Raw genomic sequence first — 26,147 nt, forward strand, 5'->3', positions numbered from 1 at the left:
CGTCAGCCCTTCAGCGAATCGATGTCCGCCACGTCGATGGTGCGACGGTTGCGGAACAGGGTGACGAGGATGGCGAGGCCGATCGCGGCTTCGGCCGCGGCCACGGTCAGGATGAAGAACACGAAGACCTGGCCGGAAGGATCGCCCAGCGAGCGCGAGAAGCCGACGAAATTGATGTTCACCGAGAGCAGCAGCAGCTCCAGCGACATCAGCAGCATGATCACGTTCTTCCGGTTGAGGAAGATGCCGGCCACGCTGATGCAGAACAGCACCGCGCCCAGCGTGAGAAAGTGGCCGAGGGTCAGGGCCGAGAAGACGTTGCTCATGGCGTGCCCTCCCCTTCGGTCGCCGTCGGCGGCGCGGGGGTTTCGGCCTTCATCTTCACCATGCGCACGCGGTCGGAGGCCTTGACCCGCGACTGCGCCGACGGGTCCTGGTGCTTGGTGTCGCCACGACGACGCAGGGTCAGCATCACCGCCGCCACCACGGCCACGGTCAGGATCACCGCGGCGACCTCGAACGGCAGCATGAAATCGGTGAACAGCGCCCGTGCCAGCCACGTGGTGTTGGGCACGTCGGCGCCGGTCGCGGCATTGTCGGCAAGCGGCACCGCCGATGCCGCGCGCACGCCGATCAGCGCGAGCATCTGCACCAGCATCACCACCGCCACCACCAGGCCGACCGGCAGGTACTTGACGTAACCCTCGCGCAGCGGGGCCAGGTCGATGTCCAGCATCATCACCACGAACAGGAACAGCACCATCACCGCGCCCACGTAGACCAGCACCAGGGCGATGCCGAGGAACTCGGCGCCGCCGACGAGCCAGGTGCAGGCCACCGAGAAGAAGGTCAGCACCAGCCACAGCGCGGCATGCACCGGGTTGCGCGAGGTGATCGTGGCCAGTGCCGCGCCTGCCGCAGTGGCGGCGAAGGCGAGGAAGGCCAGGGTCGTGAAATCGAAATTCATCTGTCTCTCAACCTCAGCGGAACGGCGCGTCGGCGGCGCGGCGCTCGGCGATCTCCGCCTCCAGGCGGTCGCCGATGGCCAGCAACTGCGGCTTGGTCAGGACGTTCTGGCCGCGCTTGTCGAAGTGGTACTCGTGCACGTGGGTCTCGACGATCGAATCCACCGGGCAGGATTCCTCGCAGAACCCGCAGTAGATGCACTTGAACAGGTCGATGTCGTAGCGGGCGGTGCGGCGGGTGCCGTCGGCGCGCTGTTCGGAATCGATGGTGATCGCCAGCGCCGGGCATACCGCCTCGCACAGCTTGCAGGCGATGCAGCGCTCCTCGCCGTTCGCGTAGCGACGCAACGCATGCACGCCACGGAAGCGCGGCGACTGCGGTGTCTTCTCCATCGGGTACATCAGCGTGTACTTGGGCTTGAACAGGTACTTCAGGGTCAGCCACAGGCCGCCGAGCAGTTCCAGCAGCAGCAAACTCTTGAGATACGAAATCATCTTGCCCATGACTTACTGCCCCGCCTGCAGGATGCCGAAGAACACCAGCAACGCGGTCACGAAGATCCAGACGATGGTGATCGGGATGAAGACCTTCCAGCCCAGTCGCATGATCTGATCGTAGCGGTAGCGCGGGAACGAGGCGCGGAACCAGATGAAGCAGCTGGCGAAGAAGAACACCTTGGCCAGCAACCACCACCAGCCATCGCCGAGCACGGTCGACAGCACCGGCACGTCGGGGATCAGCGCGTCCGGGATCGGCGACAGCCAGCCGCCGACGAAGAAGGTCGCGGTCAGGAAGCTGACCAGGATCATGTTGGCGTATTCGGCCAGGAAGAACAGCGCGAACTGCGAACCGGAGTACTCGACCATGTGGCCGGCGACGATTTCCGACTCGCCTTCCACCACGTCGAACGGCGCGCGGTTGGTCTCGGCCACGCCGGAGATGAAATACACCACGAACAGCGGCAGCAGCGGCCACATGAACCATTCGGTGAAACCGCCGTTGCCGCCCTGCGCATAGACGATGTCGCTGAGGTTGAGGCTGCCCGCGGCGATCAGCACGCCGACCAGAGCGAAGCCCATCGCGATCTCGTAGCTGACCACCTGCGCGGCACCGCGCATCGCGCCGAGGAACGCGTACTTCGAGTTGGACGCCCAGCCGGCCAGGATCACGCCGTACACGCCCAGCGAGGTCATCGCCAGCAGGTACAGCAGGCCCGCGTTGGCATTCGACAGCACCACCTGGGCGTCGAACGGCACCACCGCCCAGGCGGCGAATGCCGGCACCAGCGCGATCAGCGGCGCCAGCCGGAACAGGAACGGATGCGCGACCGCCGGCTGCAGGACTTCCTTGAACAGCAGCTTGAACACGTCGGCGAAGGCCTGGAGGATGCCCCAGCCGACGTACATCGGCCCGTGGCGGACATGCATCCAGCCGATCAACTTGCGTTCCCAGACCACGTAGAAGGCCACCGAGACGATCACCGGCACCGCGATGGCGAGGATCTTCAGCACGATCCACACCAGCATGCCGATGGTGCCCAGCGACAGCAGGAAATCGCGGAAGGGTTCCACCGCGTGCGTCATCAGCGGATTCATCGAGGCCATCTTGAGCGAGGCAATCGCGTTCATGCGCGCACGACCTCCACCTTGGCCGATGCCGCAAGCGGCGCAGTGGCGCCATGGCCGGTCTCGATCCACGCACAACCTGGTGCCACGCGCTGGTCGACCACGACCTGCAAGGTTGCCGTACCACTGGCGGTGGACAGCCTGGCCATTGCCTCATCGGCCAGGCCAGCGTTGGTGGCATCAGCCGGATTGAGCAGCACGCGTGGACCCGCGTTGAGCGGATGCGCCTGCAAGGCTTCGGCGCGGCGGGTCACCGCATCGACGCGATAGATCGCCTGCGAAGCCGCGACTTCAAGGCCATTGCCGACAATGGCGGGGGCACTGCCCTTCCCGGCTTGCACCGACTTCGGGTTGATGCCCGCACGCAGGCCGGCGAGATCGGTGTAGCCGAAACCGTCGAGCTTCAGCTCGTCGGCCAACGCACGCAGCACGCGCCAGCCGGCATGCGCCTGGCCGGGCAGCTTGCCGGCGGCCGACGTGGCCTGCGCGACACCGTCGAGGTTGGTCAGCGTGGCATCGACTTCCGGCAGCGCACCGATCGGCAGGATCACGTCGGCGACGCGGCGGGTGGACTGGCAGGCGAACTGGCAGAACGCCACGACCTGCGCGCCACCCAGCGCCTTCAGCGCGGTCAGCTGGTCGGCGAAATCCAGCCCCGGCTCGATGCCGTAGATCAGGTAACCCGCACGCGCATCGCGCAGCATCGCCTGTGCGTCGCGCGACGCCGGCAGCACACCGTGCTGGCTCAGGCCCAGCGCATTCGCGCCCTGCGGGATGCGACAGAGCTTCGCGCCCTTCGATGCAGCGAAATCAGTCGCCGCCTTGCGGATTGCAGCCGCATGCACGCTGTTCTCGGCCACGCCACCGACGATCACCGCAACGTTCGCGGCATCGCCCAGGTCGACCTTGCCGATGGCGTCGGCCAGTTGCGACGGCGCGACGACCTGCTTCGAGGCCAGCGCGAAGGCGACGTCGAAATCGACAGGATTGACGACATGCACCTTGGCGCCGCGCTTGACCGCCTTGCGCAGGCGCTGGTGCAGCAGCGGCACTTCATGGCGCAGGTTGGAACCGACGATCACGATCGCGTCGGCCTGTTCCAATTCGGCGGCCGGCATCGCGAAGGCTTCCGCGATTGCGCCATCGGACAGATCCAACTGGCCGATGCGGTGGTCGAGGTTGCCGGTACCCAGCGCCTCGGCCAGGCGAGCCAGCAACGCGCCCTCCTCGTTCGAGGTCGACGGATGCACCAGGATGCCGAGGTCGTCGGCAGCGTTCTCGCGCAGGATCTTCGCAGCGGCGGCCAGCGCTTCATCCCACGATGCTTCGCGGAAGTTGTCGCCGTCACGAATCAGCGGCACCGTCGCGCGGTCGGCGGCATACAGGCCTTCATGCGCGTAACGGTCGCGGTCCGAGAGCCAGCACTCGTTCACCGCTTCGTTGTCGCGCGGCACGCTGCGCAGGATCTCGCCGCGGCGCACGTGGTGGAACAGGTTGCTGCCCAGCGCATCGTGGTAGCCCAGCGACGGCTTGGCGGTGAGTTCCCACGGGCGTGCCTTGAAGCGGAACACCTTGTTGGTCAGCGCGCCGACCGGACAGACGTCGATCACGTTGCCCGACAGTTCCGTGGTCAGTGGCTTGCCATCGTACGTGCCGATCTGCAGGTTCTCGCCGCGTTGCATGCCACCCAATTCATAGGTGCCGGCAATGTCCGCGGTGAAGCGCACGCAGCGTGTGCACTGGATGCAGCGGGTCATCTCGGTGGCGACCAGCGGGCCCATGTCCTCGTCGGCGACCACGCGCTTGCGCTCGACGAAGCGGCTGACCGAACGGCCATAGCCCAGCGACAGGTCCTGCAGCTCGCACTCGCCGCCCTGGTCGCAGATCGGGCAATCCAGCGGATGGTTGATCAGCAGGAATTCCATCACGTTGCGCTGGGCCTTCAGCGCCTTGTCGTTGCGGGTGAACACCTTCAGCCCGTCCATCACCGGGGTGGCGCAGGCCGGCGACGGCTTCGGCGCGGAACGCCCACCGACTTCGGTATCGACCAGGCACATCCTGCAGTTCGCCGCGATCGGCAGCTTCTCGTGGTAGCAGAAGCGCGGGATCGGGATGCCGGCCTTGTCGGCCGCATGGATGATCATCGAGCCCTTCGGCGCGGCCAGCTCGACGCCGTCGATGATGACGGTGACGTGGTCCGGCGGCAGGTTCGGGTTCACCGGTTGCGCGCTCATGCGGCGACTCCCACCGACTTCACCAGCGTGCCAGCGCGCTCGTCGTCGACGTAGAAGCGCTGGTTGACGATCGCGTATTCGAACTCGTGCCAGTAATGGCGCAGGAAGCCCTGCACCGGCCACGCCGCGGCTTCGCCGAATGCGCAGATGGTGTGGCCTTCGATCTGGCCGGCGGCGGCGCGCAGCATCTGCAGGTCGTCCAGCGTCGCCTCGAAATTGCAGATTCGGTCGAGCATGCGGTGCATCCAGCCGGTGCCCTCGCGGCACGGCGTGCACTGGCCGCAGCTTTCCTTCCAGTAGAAGCGCGAGATGCGGCGGCAGGCGCGCACCATGCAGGTGGTGTCGTCCATCACCACGACCGCGCCCGAACCCAGGCCGGAGCCGGCCTTCTGGATCGCGTCGTAGTCCATGGTCAGGCCCATCATCACCTCGCCCGGCAGCACCGGCATCGAGGAGCCGCCCGGGATCACGCCCTTGATGGTGCGGCCCGGCTTCATGCCGCCGCACAGCGCCAGCAGGTCTGCGAACGTGGTGCCCAGGCGCACTTCATGGTTGCCCGGGTTGGCCACGTGGCCGGACACCGAGAAGATCTTGCAGCCGCCGTTGTTCGGCTTGCCGAGGCTCATGAACCACTCGGCGCCGTTGCGGATGATCGCCGGCACCGAGGCATAGGTCTCGGTGTTGTTGATCGTGGTCGGCTTGCCGTACAGGCCGAAGTTGGCCGGGAACGGCGGCTTGTAGCGCGGCTGGCCCTTCTTGCCTTCCAGCGATTCCATCAGCGCGGTCTCTTCACCACAGATGTAGGCGCCCGCGCCAAGCGCGTTGTACATGTCGATGTCGATGCCGGAGCCGAGGATGTCCTTGCCCAGCCAGCCGTGCTTGTAGGCCTCGGCGGTGGCTTCTTCCAGGTGCTCGAACGGCTCGTGGTGGAACTCGCCGCGCAGGTAGTTGTAGGCCGCGGTCGATCCGGTGGCATAGCAGGCGATCGCCATGCCCTCGATCACCGAATGCGGGTTGTAGCGCAGGATGTCGCGGTCCTTGGCGGTGCCCGGCTCGGATTCGTCCGAGTTGCACAGGATGTATTTCTGCCCCGGGCCCTTGGGCATGAAGCTCCACTTCAGGCCGGTCGGGAAGCCCGCGCCGCCACGGCCACGCAGGCCGGAGGCCTTGACCATCTCGATCACGTCGGCCGGCGGAATCTTCTCTTCCAGGATCTTGCGCAGCGCGGCGTAACCACCGGTCTTCAGGTAGTTCTCGTACGACCACGGCTTGTCGAAGTGCAGGGTCGTGTAGACCGCCTGGTGCGCCTGCGGCGCCGGTCCGACCGGGCCGTAGCCTTCCGAATAGTACGAATGACCGCCCATTACTTCAGCCCGTCCAGCAGCTCGTCCACCTTCGCGGCGTCGAGCTTCTCGTGGTAATGCCCGTTGATCACGACGACCGGCGCGCCGCAGCACGCGGCCACGCATTCCTCTTCGCGCTTCAGGTAGATGCGGCCATCCGCGGTGGAACCGCCCAGCTTGCAGCCCAGCTTTTTCTCGGCGTGCGCGACCAGGTCCTCGGCGCCGTTGAGCCAGCAGCTGATGTTGGTGCAGAACGCCACGTTGTTGCGCCCGACCGGTTCGGTCTCGAACATCGAGTAGAAGGTCGCGACCTCGTAGGCCCAGACTGGCGGCAGGTCCAGGTACTTGGCGACCGCGGCGATCAACTCATCGCTCAGCCAGCCACCGTTCTGTTCCTGCGCCGCGAACAGGCCCTGCAGCACCGCGGAACGCTTGCGGTCGGCCGGGAACTTGGTCAACCAGTGTTCGATATGCGCACGCGTCGCGTCCGACAGCGCCACCATCGGATCCACGTTGCGGCAGGCCTCGAAATTGCCCGTCGCCTTCATCGGTCGATCTCCCCGAACACCACGTCGTAGGTGCCGATCATGGCGACGACGTCGGCCAGCATGTGGCCCTTCACGATTTCGTCCATCGAGGACAGGTGGGCGAAGCCCGGCGCGCGCAGGTGCACGCGGAACGGCTTGTTGGCGCCGTCGCTGACCAGGTAGCAGCCGAATTCGCCCTTCGGCGCTTCCACCGCCGCGTAGGTCTCGCCGGCCGGCACGCAATAGCCTTCCGAGAACAGCTTGAAGTGGTGGATCAACGCTTCCATGTCGTCCTTCATCGCCTCGCGCGATGGTGGCGACACCTTGTAATTGTCCAGCATCACCGGACCCGGGTTGGCCTTCAGCCATTTCACGCACTGGGCGATGATCCTGGTGGACTCGCGCATCTCGGCGATGCGCACCAGGTAACGGTCGTAGCAGTCGCCGTTGACGCCCACCGGGATGTCGAAATCGACTTCGGCGTACTTGGCGTACGGCTGCTTCTTGCGCAGGTCCCAGGCCACGCCGGAACCGCGGATCATCGGACCGGTCATGCCCCAGGCCATGGCCTGTTCCGGCGGGATCACGCCGATGCCGACGGTGCGCTGCTTCCAGATGCGGTTGTCGGTCAGCAGGGTTTCGTATTCGTCGACGCGCGACGGGAAGTCCTGGCAGAAATGCTCCAGGTAATCCAGCAGTGAGCCTTCACGCCACTCGTTGAAGCGCTTCAGCTTCGCCCCCTTGCGCCAGGGCGATTCCTTGTACTTCGGCATCCGGTCCGGCAGGTCGCGGTAAACGCCGCCCGGGCGGTAATAGGCCGCATGCATGCGCGCGCCGCTGACCGCCTCGTAGCAGTCCATCAACTCTTCGCGCTCGCGGAAGGCGTACAGGAACACCGCCATCGCACCGAGGTCGAGCGCGTTCGAGCCTGCCCACATCAAATGATTCAGGATGCGGGTGATCTCGTCGAACATCGTGCGGATCCACTGCGCGCGTTCCGGCGCCTCGACCCCCATCAGTGTTTCGATGGCACGCACGTAGGCGTGCTCGTTGCACATCATCGACACGTAATCCAGGCGATCCATGTAACCGATCGACTGGTTGAACGGCTTGGACTCGGCCAGCTTCTCGGTGCCCCGATGCAGCAGGCCGATGTGCGGATCGGCGCGGCGCACGATCTCGCCGTCCATCTCCAGGATCAGGCGCAGCACGCCGTGCGCGGCCGGATGCTGCGGGCCGAAGTTGAACGTGTAATTGCGGATTTCCTGCTGGGCTTCCGCGGCATTGCTGGCGAACACGCTGCTCATCAACGTGCCTCCCGCTGCAGGATCTTGCCGCCGCGCTCGCCTTCGGCGGTGGCGAAGCGGGCGTCGTCGCGGATCACCCGCGGCACGCCGACGCGCGGCTCGACCGAAGTCACCGGCTCGTACACCACGCGCTTCTTCTCCTCGTCGTAGCGGACTTCGACATTGCCGATCAGCGGGAAATCCTTGCGGAACGGATGCCCCACGAAGCCGTAGTCGGTGAGGATCCGGCGCAGGTCGGGATGGCCTTCGAAGATGATCCCGTACAGGTCGAACGCCTCGCGCTCGAACCAGTTCACGCCCGCCCAGATGCCAACCAGGGACGGCACCACCGGCAGGCTGTTGTCGGCGGCGAAACAGCGCACCCGCACGCGGGTGTTGTTGCGCACCGACAGGAGATGCAGGACCGCGGCATAGCGCTTGCCTTCCAGCGCGTCGACCGCGATCCCCTGCGGATCGGCGACCTGGTGGCTGGGCTGCTCGGTCCACTTGAAGCGACCCGGGCCCTGCCCTTCCACGCCGCGGCTGAAGCCTTGGGCGGACACGCCGTCGGTATCCCATTCGTCGTCGCCGTAGCTCAGGTAGTCGACACCGCACAGATCGATGAAGGTGTCGAAGCCGAACTCGTCGCGGAGTGCCTGGCACGCGGCCAACCACTCGGTCGCGCCGACCTCAAGCGTGATTTCCCCGCGTGGTTGCGCGACCTGGACCGCGGCCTCGCCAAAGCGGGCGATCAATGCAGTGGCGAGACTCATGCGCGCGCGCCCTCGGGCTTCGCAGCGCCGGAGAACGGGTTCTGTTCCATCCGGCGGATCTTCTTCTGCAGTTGCAGGATGCCGTAGACCAGCGCTTCGGCAGTCGGCGGGCATCCCGGCACATACACGTCGACCGGCACGATGCGGTCGCAGCCACGCACGACGGAATAGGAGTAGTGGTAGTAGCCGCCACCATTGGCGCAGCTGCCCATCGAGATCACCCACTTCGGGTCGGGCATCTGGTCGTAGACCTTGCGCAGCGCCGGGGCCATCTTGTTGCACAGGGTGCCGGCCACGATCATCACGTCGGACTGGCGCGGCGACGGGCGGAACACCACGCCGTAGCGGTCCAGGTCCAGGCGCGCCGCACCGGCATGCATCATCTCGACCGCGCAGCAGGCCAGGCCGAAGGTCATCGGCCACATCGAGCCGGTGCGCGCCCAGTTCCACAGCGCGTCCATGCTGGTGGTGACGAACCCGTTCTGCAGCAGCGGGTTGTCGCCTTCCGGGCGCAGGATGTCGTCCAGCCGCCCCTCGGGCAGCGGGTTGCTGGCGATTTCCAGGACTTTCTGGACGATGTTGCTCATTCCCACTCCAGCGCGCCGCGCTTCCAGACGTACACGAAGCCGATCACCAGCAGGCCCAGGAAGATGCCCATCTCGACCAGGCCGAACACCCCGAGCTCGCGGAACACCAGCGCCCACGGGAAGACGAAGGCGATTTCCAGGTCGAAGACGATGAACAGGATCGCGATCAGGTAGTAGCGCACGTCGAACGGCATGCGCGCGTTCTCGAAAGCCCCGAACCCGCACTCGTACGGGTCGAGCTTGTCGGCGCTCGGACGCTTCGGGCCCAGCACGTTGCCGACCACGATCAGGGCGACGCCGATGCCGGTGGCGACGATCAGGAACAGCAGGGTGGGCAGGTATTCGGCCAGCACGCGTGCCTCGATTGTTCTTCTTGGGGGGCTAGCCGGCACCGAGGCCGCTAGCTATATCCGCATTATTGTAGCCGCGCAGGCTCCGCGGCGGCCAGACCCGGATGCATCACCCGGGTGAAATCGTCGCCAGCGTCATGGCTCAACTGCCTTCGAGCGCTTCCCAGCGCAGGTAGGCAGCATCGAGCTCGGCCTGCGTGGCCGCCATCGCGATGTTGTCTGCGGTGACCAGGTCGGCCTGGCGCTGGTAGTAGCCGGGCTCGGCCATGCGTGCCGTCATTGTCGCGAGCTGCGTTTCCAGCGCCTCGATGCGCAGCGGCAGTTGCTCCAGCTCCTTCAGTTCCTTGAAGCTGCGCTTTGCCTTGGGCTGCGAGGCGGCTACAGGTGCAGCTGTAACGCCAGCACCCACCGTCGCAGGCCTGGCCTGCGCCAGCGCCTGCCGTTCGGTCGCCGATGCCGCCTGGCGCAGCCAATCGCTGTAGCCCCCGACGAACTCTCCGATCCGGCCATCGCCCTCCATGACGATGGTCGAAGTCACCACGTTGTCGAGGAAGTCGCGGTCGTGGCTGACCAGCAACAGGGTGCCGGGGTAGTCGCCCAGCAGTTCTTCCAGCAATTCGAGGGTTTCGACGTCGAGGTCGTTGGTCGGTTCGTCCATCACCAGCAGGTTGGATGGCTGGGCGAACAGGCGCGCCAGCAGCAGGCGATTGCGCTCGCCGCCGGACAGGCGGGTGATCGGCGCGCGGGCGCGTTCCGGGGTGAACAGGAAGTCCTGAAGGTAGCCGATGATGTGCTTCTGCTTGCCGCCGACCTCGACGAACTCGCGCCCCTCGGCCACGTTCTCGATGGCGTTCCAGTCCTCGCGCAGTGTGGCGCGGTACTGGTCGAAGTAGGCAATCTGCAGCTGGGTGCCAGTGCGGATTTCGCCAGCCTGGGGCTGCAGGTTGCCCAGCAGCAGCTTGAGCAGGGTGGTCTTGCCGCTGCCATTGGGTCCGACCAGGCCGATGCGATCGCCTCGCATGATCACGGTGCTGAAATCGCGCACCAGTACGTTGTCTCCATGCGCGAAGCTGACGGCCTTCGCCTCGATCACCTTCTTGCCGGACTCCCCGGCCTGGGCGGTGGCCATCTTCACGTTGCCGGTCTGCGCGCGGCGCTGCGCGCGATCCTCGCGCATCGCCTTCAGGCGGCGCACGCGGCCCTCATCTCGGGTGCGCCGGGCCTTGATGCCTTGGCGGATCCACACTTCCTCCTGGGCGAGCAGCTTGTCGAAGCGCGCGTTTTCCTGCGCCTCGGCGTTGAGCCGCTCTTCCTTGCGGCGCTGGTAGTTGTCCCAGTCGCCCGGCCAGCTGGTGACCTGGCCGCGGTCGATCTCGACGATGCGGGTGGCGAGCGCGCGCAGGAAGCGGCGGTCGTGGGTCACGAACACCAGCGCCCCGCTCCACTGCTTGAGGAAGCCTTCCAGCCAGTCGATCGCGGTGATGTCGAGGTGGTTGGTCGGCTCGTCCAGCAGCAGCAGGTCAGGCTGCGAGACCAGCGCACGCGCCAGCAGCACGCGCCGCTTCATCCCGCCCGAGAGCGCGGCGAAGTCGGCATCGCCATCCAGTCCGAGCCGCTCCAGGGTCTCGATGACCCGCTGGTCGAGCGACCAGCCGTTGGCGGCCTCGATCCTGGCCTGCACCTCGGCCAGCGCATCCATGTCGATGTGCTCGGCATGGATCAGGTGGTGGTAGTGGGCCAACTGCGCGCCGACATCGCCCAGTCCGGCGGCGACCACGTCGAACACGCTGCCGGCCGCATCCAGCGGGACTTCCTGCTCCAGGCGGGCGATGCGGCGACCACCCTCGACGCGCACTTCGCCATCGTCCGGCTTCAGCTCGCCGGCCAGCAACTTCATCAGGGTCGACTTGCCGGCGCCGTTGCGGCCGATCAGGGCGATGCGCTCGCCCGCTTCGATGGTCAGGTCGACGTGTTCCAGCAACAAGGGGCCGCCGACGCTGTAGTCGAGGCCCTGCAAAGTGATCAGAGGCATCCGCGCATTGTACGTGCCGGCGTCATCGCACACCCGTTGGCGCGGCCGTTCCCGTCCACGCACGGTCGCGGTAGGCTTGCGCCCAGCACCATCCATCCACTCGACCGGAGATCGCCATGAGCAAGGGCATGGACCAGAAGAAGACCGAGAAGAAGAAGCCGGAAAAGTCGCTGAAGGAAAAGCGCGCGGCGAAGAAGGAAAAGAAGGGCAAGTAAGCCCTTGTAGCCCGGGTAAGGCCGCCAGGCCGCACCCGGGGCTCGCGTGCGTCCCGGATGCGCTTCGCTTATCCGGGCTACGAGGAACACGACAGCATCGAGCAGCCGGCCTTGTCCTTCGCCCAGTCCGGGCGTTTCCCCGCGAATCGCTCCTGGCCCGGCTGGTCGTCGTACGGCCGGCGCATCACCTCCAGCAATTCGCCGATGCCGGCCATGTCGCCGGCATCGGCACGGTCGATGGCTTCCTGCGCCAGCCAGTTGCGCAACACGTACTTCGGATTGGCCGCGCGCATGCGGGCGCGGCGCTCGCTGGCCGCCAACGGATCCTCATCCAGGCGCGCGGCATAACGCGCCAGCCAGCCATTGAACGCGGCCTCGCCACCCGCGCGCTTGCCGGGGTCGTAGAACGCCTCTTCCAGCAACGCCAGCGAAGGCGTCTCCGGATCGACATCGGCCAGCGCACGGAACCAGAGCGTCATGTCGACTTCGTGCGACTGCATCAGCCCGTGCAGGTCGCGCAGCAGCTCGATGTCGTCATCGCGACACTCCGCCAACCCCAGCTTGCGCGCGGTGTTGTCGCGGTCCGCTGCGGTGTAGGCGGTCGCGAAACGTTCCAGCCCGGCCTGCAACGGCGCGGGATCGACGAACAAGGGCGACAAGGCCCGCGCCAGCTGGCCCAGGTTCCAGTAGGCCACCCGCGGCTGCCAGCCGAAGCGGTAGCGGCGGCCGGCGGCGTCGGTGGTGTTCGGGGTCCAGTCGGGATCGTAGGCGTCGATCCAGCCGTACGGGCCGTAATCGATCGTCAGGCCCAAGATCGACAGGTTGTCGGTGTTGAGCACCCCGTGGACGAAGCCCACGCGCATCCAGCCGGCCACCAGCCGCGCGGTGCGCTCGCAAACCTCGGCGAACCAGTCGGCGTACAGCGCCTCGCCCTGCCCCGGCAGGTGCGGGAAATCGCGCGCGATGCAGAAGTCCGCCAGTCGACGCAGCAGGTCGATGTTGCCGCGCATCGCCGGCAATTCGAAGTGGCCAAAGCGCAGGAACGAGGGCGCGACCCGGCAGACGATGGCCCCGGCCTCGACCTCGGGATGGCCGTCGTAGAACATGTCGCGGACCACGCCCTCGCCGGTGCCGACCAGGCTCAGCGCCCGCGTGGTCGGGATGCCGAGGTGGTGCATCGCCTCGCTGCACAGGAACTCGCGGATCGAGGAGCGCAGCACCGCGCGACCGTCGGCGCTGCGCGAATACGGGGTCGGCCCGGCGCCTTTCAGTTGCAGCTCGCGGCGCTGGCCATCGGGCAAGACCGTCTCGCCCAGCGAGATCGCCCGGCCATCGCCCAATTGCCCGGCCCAGTGGCCGAACTGGTGGCCACCATAGTTGGTCGCGAAGGGCTGCATGCCCGGCAGCAGGGCGTTGCCGCCGAATACCTCGGCAAATTCGGGAGAGGCAATGTCGGCTTCGCTGAAGCCAAGCTCTGCCGCCATTTCCGGGGAATGGGCCAGGAGGCGTGGCGCTTCGACCGGAGTCGGCTCGACCGCGGACCACAGCGCCGCCTGGACCTGGCGCGGAAAGACGCGCGCCTCGGGGTCGCCGGGCATCGCGCGCAGGAACGTGTTGTCGAAGGTCGGCAAATGCATGCGACATCGTAGCCGCGTCGGCGTTGGAGCCAGAGCTCGGGCCGGCGGGCGTACACTGTGCGGTCAATCCCGGCGGTCACGCCCACTCCAAGAGTCACATGGGACGCATATGAGCGCCGAAACCACTCCCGACATCAAATTCACCGACCTCGGCCTGCCCGAGACCCTGCTGCAGGCCCTGCGCGGCGTCGGTTACGAATCCCCCAGCCCGATCCAGGCGGCGACCATCCCGCCGTTGCTGGCCGGCCGCGACATGATCGGCCAGGCCCAGACCGGCACCGGCAAGACCGCTGCGTTCGCCCTGCCCGCGCTGGCCAAGCTGGACGCCGCCGCCAGCAAGCCGCAGGTGCTGGTGCTGGCGCCCACCCGCGAACTGGCCATCCAGGTCGCCGAGGCGTTCCAGAAATACGCCACCCACATCCCCGGCTTCCACGTGCTGCCGATCTACGGCGGCCAGAGCTACATGCCGCAGCTCAGCGCGCTGAAGCGTGGCGTGCACGTGGTCGTCGGCACCCCCGGCCGGGTCATCGACCACCTGGAGCGTGGCTCGCTGGACCTGTCGCAGCTGCGCATGCTGGTGCTGGACGAAGCCGACGAGATGCTGCGGATGGGCTTCATCGACGATGTCGAGGCGGTGCTGAAGAAGACGCCCGAGACCCGCCAGGTCGCGTTGTTCTCGGCGACGATGCCCGCGCAGATCAAGCGCATCGCCCAGACCTACCTGAAGGACCCGGCCGAGATCGCGATCAAGGCGCAGACCACGACTGCGGAGAACATCCGCCAGCGCTTCTGGATGGTCAGCGGGATCAACAAGCTGGATGCACTGACCCGGATCATGGAAGCCGAGCCGTTCGACGCGATGATCATCTTCGCGCGCACCAAGCTGGGCACCGACGAACTGGCCGAGAAACTGGCCGCACGCGGCTTCAGCGCCGCGGCGATCAACGGCGACGTGGAGCAGAAGACCCGCGAGCGCACCATCCAGCGGCTCAAGGACGGCCAGATCGACGTGCTGGTGGCCACCGACGTGGCCGCGCGCGGACTGGACGTGGAGCGGATCAGCCACGTGCTGAACTACGACATCCCCTACGACACCGAAAGCTACGTGCACCGCATCGGCCGCACCGGCCGTGCCGGCCGCAAGGGCGAGGCGATCCTGTTCGTGGCCCCGCGCGAGCGCGGCATGCTGGGCGCGATCGAACGCGCGACCCGGCAGAAGATCGAGCAGATGAACCTGCCCAGCGTGGACGCGGTCAACGAGCGCCGGGTGGCCAAGTTCCTCGACAAGATCGAGGGCGCATTGGCCAGCGACGATCTTTCGGTGTTCCGCGACCTGGTGGAACGCTACGAGCGCGAGAAGAACGTGCCGGCGGTTGAGATCGCCGCCGCGCTGGCGCAACTCGTGCAGGGCAAGACCCCGCTATTGCTGGCCAAGCCGGCCGTACCGGAGCGCAGCTTCGAGGTGCGCGAACCGCGCGAACGCAGCGAACGCCCGGAGCGTCCCGTGCGCGAACGCACGCCGCGCGATTCGAATGCCCCGGAAGTCGGCATGAAGACGTACCGCATCGAGGTCGGCTACCAGCACGGCGTACAGCCGGGCAACATCGTCGGCGCGATCGCCAATGAGGCCGACCTGGAATCACGCTTCATCGGCCGCATCGACATCCGCGACGATTTCACCCTGGTCGACCTGCCCGATGGCATGCCGGCCGACCTGCTGCAGCACATGCAGACCGTACGCGTGGCCAGCCGGCCCTTGCGCATGCGGGTGGCCGAGGATGCGGACATCGACGCGCCCAAGGCCAAGCGCAGTTTCGGCCCGCCGCGTGGCGGCCCGCGCAAGCCGGGCGGGTTCAAGCCGCGCGGCCCGCGCTGAGCATGCTCGTCATTCCTGCGAAAGCAGGAATCCAGCGACTTTCGTGCAGATGTTGAGCATCCGCTCGAAGATCAACGACACTGGATGCCTGCCTTCGCAGGCATGACGAACGAAGCAACTCGAATGCCCGCCTGCAGCAGGCTTTTGGCATAGTTCCCGCATGCCGCGCCTCCTCGTCTTCCAGCACGTCGCCGCCGAACCGCTGGGCACGCTCGATCCGTTGATCCGCCAGCGCGGGCACCGGATCCGCTTCAAGAATTTCGAGCGCCATCCGGACGCCCAGCTCAACGTCGACCGCTACCGCGGCCTGATCGTGCTGGGTGGGCCGATGAATGTGGAAGACCATCCGCAACGCCCGCACCTGCGCAACGAGATGATCGCCATCGAACGCATGCTCGAACAGGGCAAGCCGGTCCTCGGGATCTGCCTGGGTGCGCAATTGCTGGCGCATGTGCTGGGCGCACCCGTACGCCGGAACGAGGTTCCTGAAATCGGCTGGTACCCGCTGCAGAAGACGGCCGAGGGCGTGGCGGACCCGGTCCTTGCGCCGCTGCAGGCGGAGACCCCCGTGTTCCAGTGGCATGGCTGCCGCTTCGACATCCCCGATGGCGCCACGCATCTGGCGCGCAGCGCGCAATGCGAGCAGCAGGCCTTCCGTTACGGCGACAACGCCTACGGCTTCCAGTTCCATCTGGAGATGGACGAGCGCCTGGTCGAACGCTGGCTGGCGAATCCGGCCTATCGCGAGGAACTCGCCGGTTCCGGCCTGCCGCACGACGCCGACGCGATCCGCGCGCAGACCAGGCAGCACATCGCATCCATGCAGCAACAGGCCAATGCGGTGTTCGAGAATTTCCTCGACCTGGTTGGCCGCCCGCAGCGGCGCTTCACCCTGCCCTCGCGCGAGTGGGCGTGAGCGAGCGCGGCTACGACGCCATCGTGGTCGGTGCCGGTGCCGCCGGCCTGATGGCCGCGATCACCGCCGGCAGGCGCGGCTTGCGCGTGCTGGTGGTCGACCACGCCAACAAGGTCGGCAAGAAGATCCTGATGTCCGGCGGCGGTCGCTGCAATTTCACCAACACCGGCACCACGCCCGCCAACTACCTTTCGGCCAACCCGCATTTCTGCAAGTCGGCGCTGGCGCGCTACACGCCCTGGCAGTTCATCGAACTGGTCGAGCGCCACGGCATCAAGTACCACGAGAAGGAACTCGGCCAGTTGTTCTGCGACGAGTCCAGCAAACAGGTCGTGGCGATGCTGCTCCACGAATGCGCGGCGGCCGGCGTCGAGGTGCGCACGCAATGCGCGATCGAGCGCGTCGAACACATGGACGACGGCCGCTTCCGCCTGCACACCGCGCAAGGTCGCCTCGTCGCGCCCGCGCTGGTCGTCGCCAGCGGCGGCCTGTCGATCCCGAGCATGGGCGCGTCCGGCTTCGGCTACGCGCTGGCGAAGCAATCCGGCCACGCCGTGCTGCCGACGCGCGCCGGGTTGGTTCCCCTCACCCTGACCGGCAAGCATGCCGAACGCCTGCAGGAGCTGGCAGGCGTGTCGTTGCCGATCGAAGCGCGCTGCAACGACGCGAGCTTCCGCAATTTCATGCTGGTCACCCATCGCGGGATCAGCGGGCCGTCGATCCTGCAGATTTCCAGCTACTGGCAACCGGGCGATGACCTCCGGCTCGATCTCCTGCCCGGCCAGGACGCCAACACACTGTTGCTTCAATGGCAGGCGACCCGGCGCGATGCCGAGCTGAAGACCCTGCTAGGCGAGGTGCTGCCGAAGCGTTTCGCCCAGCGCTTGTGCGAGCACTGGATCGCGAGCAAGCCGCTACGGCAATACAACGCGCCGGAGCTGCGCGGCATCGCCGAACTGCTGTCGTCATGGCCGCTGGTCGCCAGCGGCACCGAGGGCTATCGCACCGCCGAGGTCACCCTCGGTGGCGTGGATACCGACGGACTGTCATCCAGCACGATGATGTCGAAACGCGTGCCGGGCCTGTATTTCATCGGCGAAGTGGTCGACGTGACCGGCTGGCTGGGCGGCTACAACTTCCAGTGGGCCTGGGCCAGCGGGCATGCGGCAGGCACCGCGCTGGCCGCCTGACGGCGCGTCAGAAGGGGAACGGGATCCCGATCATCGGCCCGAAATACCACCACGCGAAGCCGAGGATGGCGACCCAGAGCGCGATCTTGAACAGCGCGCCGACGACCTTGATCGCCGCGTAGATCGCCACGATCAGCACCGCGATGCCGACCCAGCTCATGCGGCCGCTTCCTTCGTCGCCATGCCATCCACCCGTGGTTTCAATCGCGGATCCAATGCGACGCGTTCGTCGAACACGAAGCAGCCGCCGTCATAGCCTGCGCCGCCGACCGCCTCGAAATAGCCGAGGATGCCGCCGTCCAACTGCAGGAGGTTGTCCATGCCGTCATGGCGCAGCCACAGGGCGGCTTTCTCGCAGCGGATGCCGCCGGTGCAGAAACTGACCACGGTGGCATCGCGCAATTCGGCGCGATGCGGCGCAAGCGCGTCCGGCAGGTCGGTGAAATTGTCGATCGGCAGGGTCAGCGCGCCTTCGAAGGTGCCGAAGCCGAATTCCTCGCGATTGCGGGTGTCCAGCAGGACCAGCCGGCGGCCGGCATCGTCATGGCCTTGTCGGATCCAGCGCGCCAGAGTGGCGGGCTCGACGGCAGGTGCGCGTTCGCCCGTTTGCAGCGGTGAGGCATGTTCGCGGCGGAACGCGATGATCTCGTCCTTGCGCTTCACCTTGAGCCGCGCAAACGGGATCGCCTCGCTCCAGCTTTCCTTTGCCTGCAGGGCGGCGAAGCGCGGGTCGTCGCGCAGCCAGCCCAGGAAGCCGCGCAAGGCGATGTCCTCGCCGGCCAGGAACAGGTTCAGGCCTTCCGGGGTGACCAGCATGCTGCCGCGCAAGCCGTCGGTCTCGGCGCGTTCGCGCAGGCGCACGGCCAGCGCATCGGCATCGTCGATGGCGACGAACAGATAGGCGGCGATGTTGAGGATCACGCGATCGCCGTCGACTGGCCGGCACCGCTGCGCAACAGGATGCTGCAGCAGGTCACTGCGCCTTCGGCCTTCTGCAGTTCGGAGACATCCACCGTGGTGACCTCGATGCCGGCGCTGCGCAGGCGCGCCTGCGTGCGCGGGAAGCCCTGCGGATACAGCAGCGCATCGCCCACCCGCACCGCATTGGCGGCATGCGGCTCGATGGGGTCGACCTCGATGTTGGTGTAATCGGCGAACGGTGCGACGTCGACCCAGGCCGGATTGACCAGCACCGTCGCCTCACCGACCTGGGTGACCGCGGACTTCAGGTGCAGGCAGTCGCGCATCGCCACCGACTCCACGGTGTAGCCATGCGGCGCCAGCAAGTCGCGCAACTGGCCGTGGCCGGCGGCATTGCTGCGCGCGGAGATACCGACGAACACGCGCTTGCCGATCCGCAGCACATCGCCGCCGTCCAGCGTGGCGGGCGCTTCGATCCGCGACAGGGTGCGAACGCGGCCGAGCAGGTCCAGCACCGCGCCGCCCTCGTCGCGACGGGATTCCGCGCCCGGCCGGGTGGCGATGGCGAGCTCGTCGAAGGCCAGCGCCACGTCCTCGACGAACACCGAATCCGGAAAGGCGGCTTCGGCCGGCAGCTCCAGCACCTCGCAACCCAGCGCTTCCAGCGCCGTGCGGTAGGCAGCGTGCTGCGCGCGCGCGCGGTCGACGTCGATGGCGTCGCGCTCGACGAAGGACAACTGGCAATCGGCGAGCGCCGGGCTGACGTCACGGGTAATGGCGGTCCACATGTCGCCATTGTAAGCCGGCCACTGCGTGGATCAGCGAACTGCCGGCGTCCCGAACACCGCCTGGAAGCGAGCCTGCTGGGCGGGTGTTGCCCCGGGCTCGCGGCTGATGAACATCTCCTCGACGAAGCTGTCCATGCGCAGGCCCAGTGCGGCATAGCTTGGGCGGATGTCGAAATGCGACGTGCTGCCTACCGCATCGTTGAAGAACCCCGAGAAATCGCTTCCGGTCAGCGACATCGCGATGCGCTCCAGGTCCGCCAGCGCATAGGTCTTGCCGGGTTTGCCGAATTCGGCGTGCAGCGCGCGCATGAATTCCGGCAGGCCGACCCGGTCGCCGCTGCGCTCGCGCAGGGCCACGTCCAGTGCCAGCGCGGCCAGGCTGCCGCCGCCGTAGACCAGCTGGCGATTGGGCTGCTTGTCCTTGCCGGCGTCGCGCACGCTCATCTTCAACCCCTGTGCGAAGCGGGCGATCAGATAACGGCGCGGCACGTTCTCCAGGCGCTTGAACAGCAGGGTTTCGTCCAGCCAGCCGTTGCGGGCCAGGGTCACGATGGTCAGGTAGTCGGTGATGCCTTCCTTGAACCATTCCTCGCGATGGTCGGCCGGGACGATGCTGAGCCCGTTCCAGAAATGCAGCAGTTCGTGGGCCATCACGTAGCCCCAGATCACCCGGTTGCGTTCGTCGGCGTCGCCCTGCACGAACTGGCTGAAGCTGCTGGCGAAGGCGCCGCCATCGCCGCTTGCATGGTCATTGATGATGATCAGGTAACGCCTGGACAGCGGCGGCCCGCCGAACAGTTCGGCATAGCTGGCCAGTTGCGTGCGCAGCAAGTCGATGAACAGTGGCGCGCTTTTCCGATAGCGCTTGCCCAACACGAGCGTGAGTTCGACGCCGCCGGCATCGAAGGTTTCCGCGTGCGCGGTGCCGAGGAACAAGGCATTGCTGACCAGCTCGCGACGCGAATCCACCCGGAAGCGGTCGCCCCCGCCCATGCGGGTCCATGGCGTGCGCGCCTGCCAGCCCTGCGGCAAGTCGAAGTCGACCTCGATCGGTGCCTGCACCGGCGCATCGCCGTCGGCGAAGAACAGTGCCGCACCGGTGGCCATCACGCCTTCGTCCGTGTGGTACGAGACCTCTTCCATGCCGGCGGGCCACGGGTACTGGTCGTGTTCCAGCCGCACTGCATACGACAGGCGGATGCGGCGCCCGCCGGCGATGCCGTAGTCGCCCGCACCCAGGTCCTTCAACGCAACCGTCGCCCCATCCGCATCGATGGCGCGCAAATCCTCGACCAGGCTGGCCTGCCCGTTCGGCAATCCGGGCACCTCCATCACGTTGTACATGGAGAGCATGTCGCTCTGCTGCCAGAGGTCGGCCTCGACCACCGCGCGGGTGGCCTGTGCGTCGAGGCGCACGCGGTAGCGATTGGGCTTGCCATCCCAATCCGCCGCGACGCTGGCAAGCGGCAACAGCAGGAGCAACAGCAAGACAGGCACTAGGCGCGACATCGACGGCATCCACGGGAACATTGCGCAAGGGATACGGCGGATGCGCCGGCGGTTGCAGTCGCGGCATCATGTGCGGATGACCGATGCCCCTCCGCACCCTGCCCGCCTCGCCGTGATCGGCGGTGGCCCCGCCGGCCTGATGGCCGCCGAGGTTGCCCGCGCGGCTGGCATCGAAGTCCATCTGTTCGAGGCCAAGGGCTCGGTGGGCCGCAAGTTCCTGATCGCCGGCAAGGGCGGGCTCAACCTCACCCATTCCGAATCGCGCCCTGCATTCGATGGCCGCTACCGCGAGCGCGCTGGCGACGTCGGCGCCTGGCTCGACGATTTCGATGCCGATGCCTTGCGCGGCTGGGCGCGCGGTTTCGGCGTGGAGACGTACGTCGGCAGTTCCGGCCGGGTGTTCCCGATGGATCGCAAGGCCGCGCCACTGCTGCGCGGCTGGGTGCGTCGCCTGCGCGATGCGGGCGTGCAGTTCCATGTGCAGCATCGCTGGCAGGGCTGGGACGATGCGGGCGCCTTGCGCTTCGCCACGCCCGCTGGCGACACATCGTTCATGGCCGATGCCGTGGTCCTGGCACTCGGCGGCAGCAGCTGGCCGCAACTCGGTTCCGACGGCGCTTGGGTGGAGACACTCACGGCGCGCGGCATCGACATCGCACCGCTGCAGCCCGCCAATTGCGGGTTCGACATCGGCTGGAGCGATTTCTTGTCCGGGAAACATGCCGGCGCGCCGCTGAAACCCGTGGTCGCGCATTGGTGCGATGCCGCCGGCATCGAGCATGGGCTGCAGGGCGAATGCGTGCTGACCGAGGCCGGCATCGAGGGCAGCCTGGTCTATGCGATCGCCGCCGACCTGCGCGATGCCATCGCGCGCAATGGCCACGCGACGCTGCACCTCGACCTCGTTCCTGGCCGCACGCTGGAACGATTGCGGCAGGACCTGGAGAAACCACGCAACGGTCGCAGCCTGGGCGAACACCTGCGCCGGCAGACCGGCATCGACGGCGCGAAGGTCGCGCTGCTGCACGAGGTACTCGACAAACCGGCGCTGCACGACACGGCACGCATCGCCGCCACGCTGAAGCGATTGCCGTTGCGACTCCTGCGCCCGCGGCCGATGGCGGAAACCATTTCCACCGCCGGCGGCGTGCGCCTGGAAGCGATGGACGACGCACTGATGCTGCGCGATGCGCCGGGTGTCTTCTGCGCCGGCGAGATGCTCGACTGGGAAGCGCCGACCGGCGGCTACCTGCTCACGGCATGTTTCGCCAGCGGGTTGCGCGCGGGGCGCGGCGCGGTGGCCTGGTTGCGGGACGAAAAGGGGTCAGAGTGAATTTCGCGCCGACGTGGCTCGGTCGGTTCCAATTGTTCATTCGCGAAACTTCACTCTGACCCCTTTTCGCAAGACCTACTGCTTCTTCGCGGCCTCGGCCTTGGCTTTCTCCGCCGCCGCCTTCGCGCGATCCGCCGTGTCTTTCTGGAACTGGGCGATGTGCGGCAACGCGCGCAGCACCCGCGAATGCGGATCCAGCGTGTAGGTGGCACCTGCCGGCACGTCCACATGGCCGCGTCCCTCGGTCATCGCCACATCGACAACCTTGTCGCCCACGCGCACCTGCACCGGCAGCGGGAACGGCGTTTCACCAGCGGTCTTCCAGCGCAACGAGAGTCCGTCCGCATCGCGCGTGGCCAGCAGTTCCGGCAATGCCGCATGCCGCAGGTAGCCATCGAAGAACCAGCGATAGTCCTTCCGGGTGAGGCGGTTGACGATGGCGATGAAGTCATCGGTGGATGCGTGTCGCGGCTCGAAGTTGCCGGGCGTCGGCGTGGCAGTGCCGTAGACGAGTTCGCGGGTGGCGCGGAAGAAGACCGCATCGCCGATCAAGCCACGCAGCGTGTGCAGCATCAGCGAGCCCTTGTAATACGTGTCGTTGCCCGGTCCTTCTCCCGCCTTGTAGACCTCGTTTTCCGGCAAGCCGCGTCCGGAGATCACCGGGTATTTGTTCACGATCGCCGCGCGCTGCTTCATCAGCGCCGCCATGTAGGCCATGTCGCCGCGCAGCCATTGCGCGTAGAGCGGTTGCATGTAGCTGCCGAAGCCTTCATGCAGCCAGAAATCCTCCCAATCGACATGGGTCAGCTGGTTGCCGAACCACTCGTGCGCGAACTCGTGCTGCAGCAACCAGTCATAGCCATATTCGTCTTTCTTGTAGCCGTTGCCGTAGGCATTGATGGTCTGGTGTTCCATGCCCAGGTGCGGGGTTTCGACCACGCCCATCTTCTCGCCGGCGAACGGGTACGGGCCGATCATCTCCTCGAAGAAATCCAGCATCGGCGCGAATTCGGCGAACAGGCCTTCGGCCTTGGCCTTGTTGCCCTTCAGGTGCCAGAAGCGCAGCGGGATGGTGTTGCCATGGCGCGAGGCGTACTCGCCCTGCAGCAGATCGTACGGGCCGATGTTCAGTGCGATCGCATAGGTGTTCGGATTCTTCGCGCGCCAGTGGTACGTGCGCCAGCCATCCTTCTCTTCCATCCCTTCGGCGATGCCGTTGCCGGCCGCCACCAGCGGGCTCGGCACGGTGACGTGCTGGATGACTTCCCGAGGCTCGCCAAGTGGATGGTCGATGCAGGGCCACAGCAGGTCGCAGCCCTCGCCTTGCACCGCGGTGGCGATCCAGGGCTCGCCGGCCGGGGCGGTCGCCCAGACGAAGCCACCATCCCACGGGGCCTTGTCGGCGACGTGCGGATGACCAGCGTAACGGATGCGCAAGGTCGCCCGCGCGCCTTTCGCAAGCGGTTGTGGAAGGTCTACCGTCATCCGGCCTTCCGGGTTGCGCCAATGGGCGGTATCGACGGACTTGCCATCCACATCGACCCGATCCACCGCGTAATTGCGATCCAGGTCGACGACGAGCTTGTCGATGGGCTGAACGGCGCGGAATGTCAGGATGGCATCACCATCCAGCCACTTGCGCGCAGGATCCAGCTTGAACGAGAGCTCGGCGCGCTCGAACGTCACCGCTGCTTGCTCCGCCGCGCGCGGCAGGCCGCTGGCCGCGGTGGTCCTGGTCAACGCCGGTTGTGCGGCCTGCGCGACGAAGCAGGCGGATGCGAGTGCAGCGGCAAGCAGGCAACGAACAACGGGCATGGCGACGGTCCGGGTGAACGAACGGCAACTTTCGCATGCGCGACGGGACATCGACCCTGTCTTTCGTCACATCTGCGCTGGCCCGCCGGCGCGTAGGCTCGCGGCACCACCGACGAGGATGCCGCCATGCGCCTGCTTGCGATTCCGCTGCTGTTGACCGCCGCCTGGCTTTCGATGCCCGGCAACGCGATGGCCCAGCAATCCCACGACGAGGCGGCAGCACGCAAGCCGCTGGAAGCCTACCTGCGTGGCCACGCCACCGGCGATGCTGCGTACATCCGCCAGGCGTTCCTGCCGACCGCGCATGTCGAGGGCATCCGCGACGGCAAGTTGCTGTCGTGGACGGCGGACGAGTACATCGCCGGTTTCAAGGGCTCGCCGCCCGCCGACGAGGGGCAACGCAAGCGCTGGATCGACAGCATCGACATCAGCGGCAACGCGGCGATGGCGCGGGTCACCCTGGACTATCCCGCCGGCACCTTCACCGACTACTTCGTGCTGCTCAAGGTCGACGGCGAGTGGAAGATCGCCAACAAGGTCTGGGCGCGCCGGGAAAAGCCCGCGAACCCGTAAACGCTTACATCGGGCATCGCGATTGGCGAATCTGAATACGAGCTGGCAGGTCCGGTCGTGCCCGCGGCGAATAACGAAAATCTCAGGATTGATTCATCCTTCACACCGCTAACTGCACCCACGGCGCGAATGGTTCGCGGCCGATGGAGACCTACCAGGTGGAGAAGATCATGACCCGCCATTTCACCGCTCGCCGGCTCGCCGTTTCGCTGATGGGCGCCCTGCTCGCCATCGGTGCCACTGCCCCCGCGTTCGCCTTTCAACAGGACAAGCACGAGGATCGCGACGACCGCAAGCAACGCCGGCAGCAGGCGGATCGCAGCGAGTCCAGTCGCGAACAACCGCAGCGCCAGGAGCCGCAGCGCCAGCAACCGCAACGGCAGCCGCAGGTGCAGGAACGCCAGGCCGAGCAACCGCGCTCTTCGTTGCAGCAGGGCAATGGCCGCTGGCAGCCGGAACGCCGCGAGAACTGGGACCAGGGCAGCCGCGAACGCGAACAGCAGCGCCGCGAGAACCTCGACGTGCAGGCACGCCAGCGCGACGAGGGCATGCGGCGCCAGGCCGAACAACGCGAAGACATGCAGCGACGCATCGCCGAGCAGCGTCGCGAACAGGCGGGCCAGCGTGAAGCGGGCGAACGCCGCCTGGCCGAGCAGCAGCGCGAGCGCCAGCAGCAAGCCGACCGCCGTGTCGACGAGCAACGCCGCGACAGCGCCGAGCGCATGGCACGCGACCGGGCAGAACAGGATCGCCGGATCGCAGACCAGCGTCAGCGTGATGACCGGCGCGATGATCGACGTGACGACCGCCATGATGCGCGCGACGAGCGCCGCGATGATCGACGCGACTGGCGTGACGATCGCCGCGACGACCGCAACGACCGGATCTCGCGCGACCAGCAGCAGCGCCGGATCGACGACCAACGCCGCCAGGCCATGGAGTGGCAGCGCCGGGAATCGGATCGCCGTTCGCACGTGGAACAGCGCAACCGCGAACTGGAACGGCAGCGCCGCAATCACCAGTACCGCTACCAGCAGGACTATTACCGCCGCTGGCTTGCGCAGCAGTCGCGCTGGAATGCGTCGCGCCACGACTACTACAACGATCCGTACTACTACACCGCCTACAACTACCGCTACAACTACGGCGGGCGCTGGTACAACACCAACCGCTACGGCCGCGACCTGCTGCAGCAAGCGATCCGCGATGGTTACCAGGAAGGCTGGTACGCCGGCCAGGCCGACCGCAACGACCGCTGGCGCTTCGATTACCAGGGCAACTACGGCTACATGGACGGGTCGTACGGTTACAACGGCTATTACGTCAGCCGCAATGACTACCGCTACTACTTCCAGCAGGGCTTCGAACGCGGCTACCGCGACGGCTATTACCGCCGCTACCAATACGGCCGCTACGACAACGGGATGGCGGTGATCCTGCCGGCGATCCTCGGCGCGATCCTCAACATCAGCCGCTACTGATCGTCGGTCCCCATGCACCACAACGCCCGGCCTCGGCCGGGCGTTTTTTTGGTTCATCTCCCAACTCCGGGGAATGCGGCTCGGATCTTGAGGAAGAAGTAGGCGTCGTCGCGGTAGCCGTAGGCGATGCGCTTGATGACCTTGATCCGGTTGTTGATGCCCTCGACCAG

The 26,147-nt window shown here is 66.7% G+C and carries 26 protein-coding genes; 6 read left to right on the plus strand and 20 right to left on the minus strand.

Annotation, left to right across the window (positions count from 1 at the left end):
- Positions 1–2: 2 nt before the first annotated feature.
- From nuoK to ACE3T8_RS12725, 13 genes are all read right to left on the minus strand, one after another.
- The gene (gene nuoK, locus ACE3T8_RS12665; protein WP_374609565.1) at positions 3–326 is read right to left on the minus strand and encodes an NADH-quinone oxidoreductase subunit NuoK; all 324 of its coding nucleotides are present in this window, start codon (positions 324–326) and stop codon (positions 3–5) included.
- Entirely contained in the window at positions 323–967 is a 645-nt protein-coding gene (locus ACE3T8_RS12670) for an NADH-quinone oxidoreductase subunit J (protein WP_374609566.1), read from the minus strand. Before ACE3T8_RS12670 ends, nuoK begins: the two co-directional genes overlap by 4 nt.
- A gap of 13 nt (positions 968–980) precedes the next feature.
- A complete protein-coding gene (gene nuoI, locus ACE3T8_RS12675; RefSeq protein WP_374609567.1) occupies positions 981–1,469 on the minus strand; it encodes an NADH-quinone oxidoreductase subunit NuoI in 489 nt (162 codons plus the stop codon).
- 3 nt (positions 1,470–1,472) lie between these two features.
- On the minus strand, positions 1,473–2,561 hold the full coding sequence (gene nuoH, locus ACE3T8_RS12680; protein WP_374609590.1) for an NADH-quinone oxidoreductase subunit NuoH: 1,089 nt from the start codon (positions 2,559–2,561) through the stop codon (positions 1,473–1,475).
- 29 nt (positions 2,562–2,590) lie between these two features.
- Entirely contained in the window at positions 2,591–4,825 is a 2,235-nt protein-coding gene (gene nuoG / locus ACE3T8_RS12685) for an NADH-quinone oxidoreductase subunit NuoG (RefSeq protein WP_374609568.1), read from the minus strand.
- Positions 4,822–6,189 carry an NADH-quinone oxidoreductase subunit NuoF gene (nuoF, locus tag ACE3T8_RS12690; RefSeq protein WP_374609569.1) on the minus strand — a complete coding sequence of 456 codons (1,368 nt, stop codon included), beginning with the start codon at positions 6,187–6,189 and terminating at the stop codon, positions 4,822–4,824. The genes nuoG and nuoF overlap by 4 nt, the downstream gene beginning before the upstream one ends.
- Complete coding sequence (gene nuoE, locus ACE3T8_RS12695; protein ID WP_374609570.1) at positions 6,189–6,716, minus strand: NADH-quinone oxidoreductase subunit NuoE; 528 nt, start codon at positions 6,714–6,716, stop codon at positions 6,189–6,191. The genes nuoF and nuoE overlap by 1 nt, the downstream gene beginning before the upstream one ends.
- Positions 6,713–8,002: an NADH-quinone oxidoreductase subunit D gene (locus ACE3T8_RS12700; RefSeq protein WP_374609571.1), complete on the minus strand. Its 1,290-nt coding sequence runs from the start codon at positions 8,000–8,002 to the stop codon at positions 6,713–6,715. Before ACE3T8_RS12700 ends, nuoE begins: the two co-directional genes overlap by 4 nt.
- Positions 8,002–8,754 (minus strand): NADH-quinone oxidoreductase subunit C, encoded by a 753-nt coding sequence (locus ACE3T8_RS12705; protein WP_374609572.1) that lies wholly within the window; start codon positions 8,752–8,754, stop codon positions 8,002–8,004. Before ACE3T8_RS12705 ends, ACE3T8_RS12700 begins: the two co-directional genes overlap by 1 nt.
- Complete coding sequence (locus ACE3T8_RS12710; RefSeq protein WP_374351994.1) at positions 8,751–9,341, minus strand: NADH-quinone oxidoreductase subunit B family protein; 591 nt, start codon at positions 9,339–9,341, stop codon at positions 8,751–8,753. The genes ACE3T8_RS12705 and ACE3T8_RS12710 overlap by 4 nt, the downstream gene beginning before the upstream one ends.
- Entirely contained in the window at positions 9,338–9,694 is a 357-nt protein-coding gene (locus tag ACE3T8_RS12715) for an NADH-quinone oxidoreductase subunit A (protein ID WP_374609573.1), read from the minus strand. The genes ACE3T8_RS12710 and ACE3T8_RS12715 overlap by 4 nt, the downstream gene beginning before the upstream one ends.
- A gap of 139 nt (positions 9,695–9,833) precedes the next feature.
- Complete coding sequence (locus ACE3T8_RS12720; RefSeq protein WP_374609574.1) at positions 9,834–11,723, minus strand: ATP-binding cassette domain-containing protein; 1,890 nt, start codon at positions 11,721–11,723, stop codon at positions 9,834–9,836.
- 292 nt (positions 11,724–12,015) lie between these two features.
- Entirely contained in the window at positions 12,016–13,575 is a 1,560-nt protein-coding gene (locus ACE3T8_RS12725) for a YdiU family protein (RefSeq protein WP_374609575.1), read from the minus strand.
- A 109-nt stretch (positions 13,576–13,684) separates the two neighbouring features.
- On the opposite strand from ACE3T8_RS12725, the gene ACE3T8_RS12730 reads away from it, so the two are divergent.
- From ACE3T8_RS12730 to ACE3T8_RS12740, 3 genes are all read left to right on the plus strand, one after another.
- Positions 13,685–15,451, plus strand: a complete 1,767-nt coding sequence (locus tag ACE3T8_RS12730) for a DEAD/DEAH box helicase (RefSeq protein ID WP_374609576.1) — start codon at positions 13,685–13,687, stop codon at positions 15,449–15,451.
- A 160-nt stretch (positions 15,452–15,611) separates the two neighbouring features.
- Positions 15,612–16,367: a type 1 glutamine amidotransferase gene (locus ACE3T8_RS12735; RefSeq protein ID WP_374609577.1), complete on the plus strand. Its 756-nt coding sequence runs from the start codon at positions 15,612–15,614 to the stop codon at positions 16,365–16,367.
- A complete protein-coding gene (locus tag ACE3T8_RS12740) occupies positions 16,364–17,557 on the plus strand; it encodes an NAD(P)/FAD-dependent oxidoreductase (protein ID WP_374609578.1) in 1,194 nt (397 codons plus the stop codon). The genes ACE3T8_RS12735 and ACE3T8_RS12740 overlap by 4 nt, the downstream gene beginning before the upstream one ends.
- 7 nt (positions 17,558–17,564) lie before the next feature.
- On the opposite strand, the gene ACE3T8_RS12745 is transcribed toward ACE3T8_RS12740, so the two are convergent.
- The 4 genes from ACE3T8_RS12745 to ACE3T8_RS12760 are packed head-to-tail and all read right to left on the minus strand — an operon-like array spanning position 17,565 to position 20,775.
- Complete coding sequence (locus ACE3T8_RS12745) at positions 17,565–17,717, minus strand: hypothetical protein (protein WP_374609579.1); 153 nt, start codon at positions 17,715–17,717, stop codon at positions 17,565–17,567.
- The gene (locus ACE3T8_RS12750) at positions 17,714–18,478 is read right to left on the minus strand and encodes a sulfurtransferase (protein ID WP_374609581.1); all 765 of its coding nucleotides are present in this window, start codon (positions 18,476–18,478) and stop codon (positions 17,714–17,716) included. Before ACE3T8_RS12750 ends, ACE3T8_RS12745 begins: the two co-directional genes overlap by 4 nt.
- A complete protein-coding gene (locus ACE3T8_RS12755; protein ID WP_374609583.1) occupies positions 18,475–19,266 on the minus strand; it encodes a dimethylarginine dimethylaminohydrolase family protein in 792 nt (263 codons plus the stop codon). The genes ACE3T8_RS12750 and ACE3T8_RS12755 overlap by 4 nt, the downstream gene beginning before the upstream one ends.
- Positions 19,267–19,296: 30 nt before the next feature.
- Entirely contained in the window at positions 19,297–20,775 is a 1,479-nt protein-coding gene (locus ACE3T8_RS12760; RefSeq protein ID WP_374609584.1) for a hypothetical protein, read from the minus strand.
- Positions 20,776–20,851: 76 nt separating this feature from the next.
- Here ACE3T8_RS12760 and ACE3T8_RS12765 point away from each other — a divergent pair, with 76 nt between their 5' ends.
- Positions 20,852–22,108 carry a TIGR03862 family flavoprotein gene (locus tag ACE3T8_RS12765; RefSeq protein WP_374609585.1) on the plus strand — a complete coding sequence of 419 codons (1,257 nt, stop codon included), beginning with the start codon at positions 20,852–20,854 and terminating at the stop codon, positions 22,106–22,108.
- A 75-nt stretch (positions 22,109–22,183) separates the two neighbouring features.
- Here the strand turns inward: ACE3T8_RS12765 and ACE3T8_RS12770 are convergent, their stop codons facing one another.
- Positions 22,184–23,923, minus strand: coding sequence for a M1 family metallopeptidase (locus ACE3T8_RS12770; protein ID WP_374609586.1), 1,740 nt, complete (start codon positions 23,921–23,923; stop codon positions 22,184–22,186).
- Positions 23,924–24,049: 126 nt separating this feature from the next.
- Between ACE3T8_RS12770 and ACE3T8_RS12775 the strand changes: the two genes are divergently transcribed.
- Positions 24,050–24,496, plus strand: a complete 447-nt coding sequence (locus ACE3T8_RS12775) for a nuclear transport factor 2 family protein (RefSeq protein ID WP_374609587.1) — start codon at positions 24,050–24,052, stop codon at positions 24,494–24,496.
- Here the strand turns inward: ACE3T8_RS12775 and ACE3T8_RS12780 are convergent.
- Positions 24,412–25,515, minus strand: a complete 1,104-nt coding sequence (locus ACE3T8_RS12780; RefSeq protein ID WP_374609588.1) for a hypothetical protein — start codon at positions 25,513–25,515, stop codon at positions 24,412–24,414. The two genes, ACE3T8_RS12775 and ACE3T8_RS12780, sit on opposite strands and share 85 nt — an antisense overlap.
- On the opposite strand from ACE3T8_RS12780, the gene ACE3T8_RS12785 reads away from it, so the two are divergent.
- Positions 25,471–25,977, plus strand: coding sequence for a hypothetical protein (locus tag ACE3T8_RS12785; RefSeq protein WP_374609589.1), 507 nt, complete (start codon positions 25,471–25,473; stop codon positions 25,975–25,977). The two genes, ACE3T8_RS12780 and ACE3T8_RS12785, sit on opposite strands and share 45 nt — an antisense overlap.
- Positions 25,978–26,030: 53 nt before the next feature.
- Here ACE3T8_RS12785 and ACE3T8_RS12790 read toward each other — a convergent pair.
- The coding region (locus ACE3T8_RS12790; RefSeq protein WP_374609591.1) for a transposase at positions 26,031–26,147 on the minus strand (117 nt) is incomplete at its 5' end.

Origin of the sequence: Thermomonas sp. (genome assembly GCF_041919455.1) — a bacterium.
Taxonomy (GTDB): domain Bacteria; phylum Pseudomonadota; class Gammaproteobacteria; order Xanthomonadales; family Xanthomonadaceae; genus Thermomonas.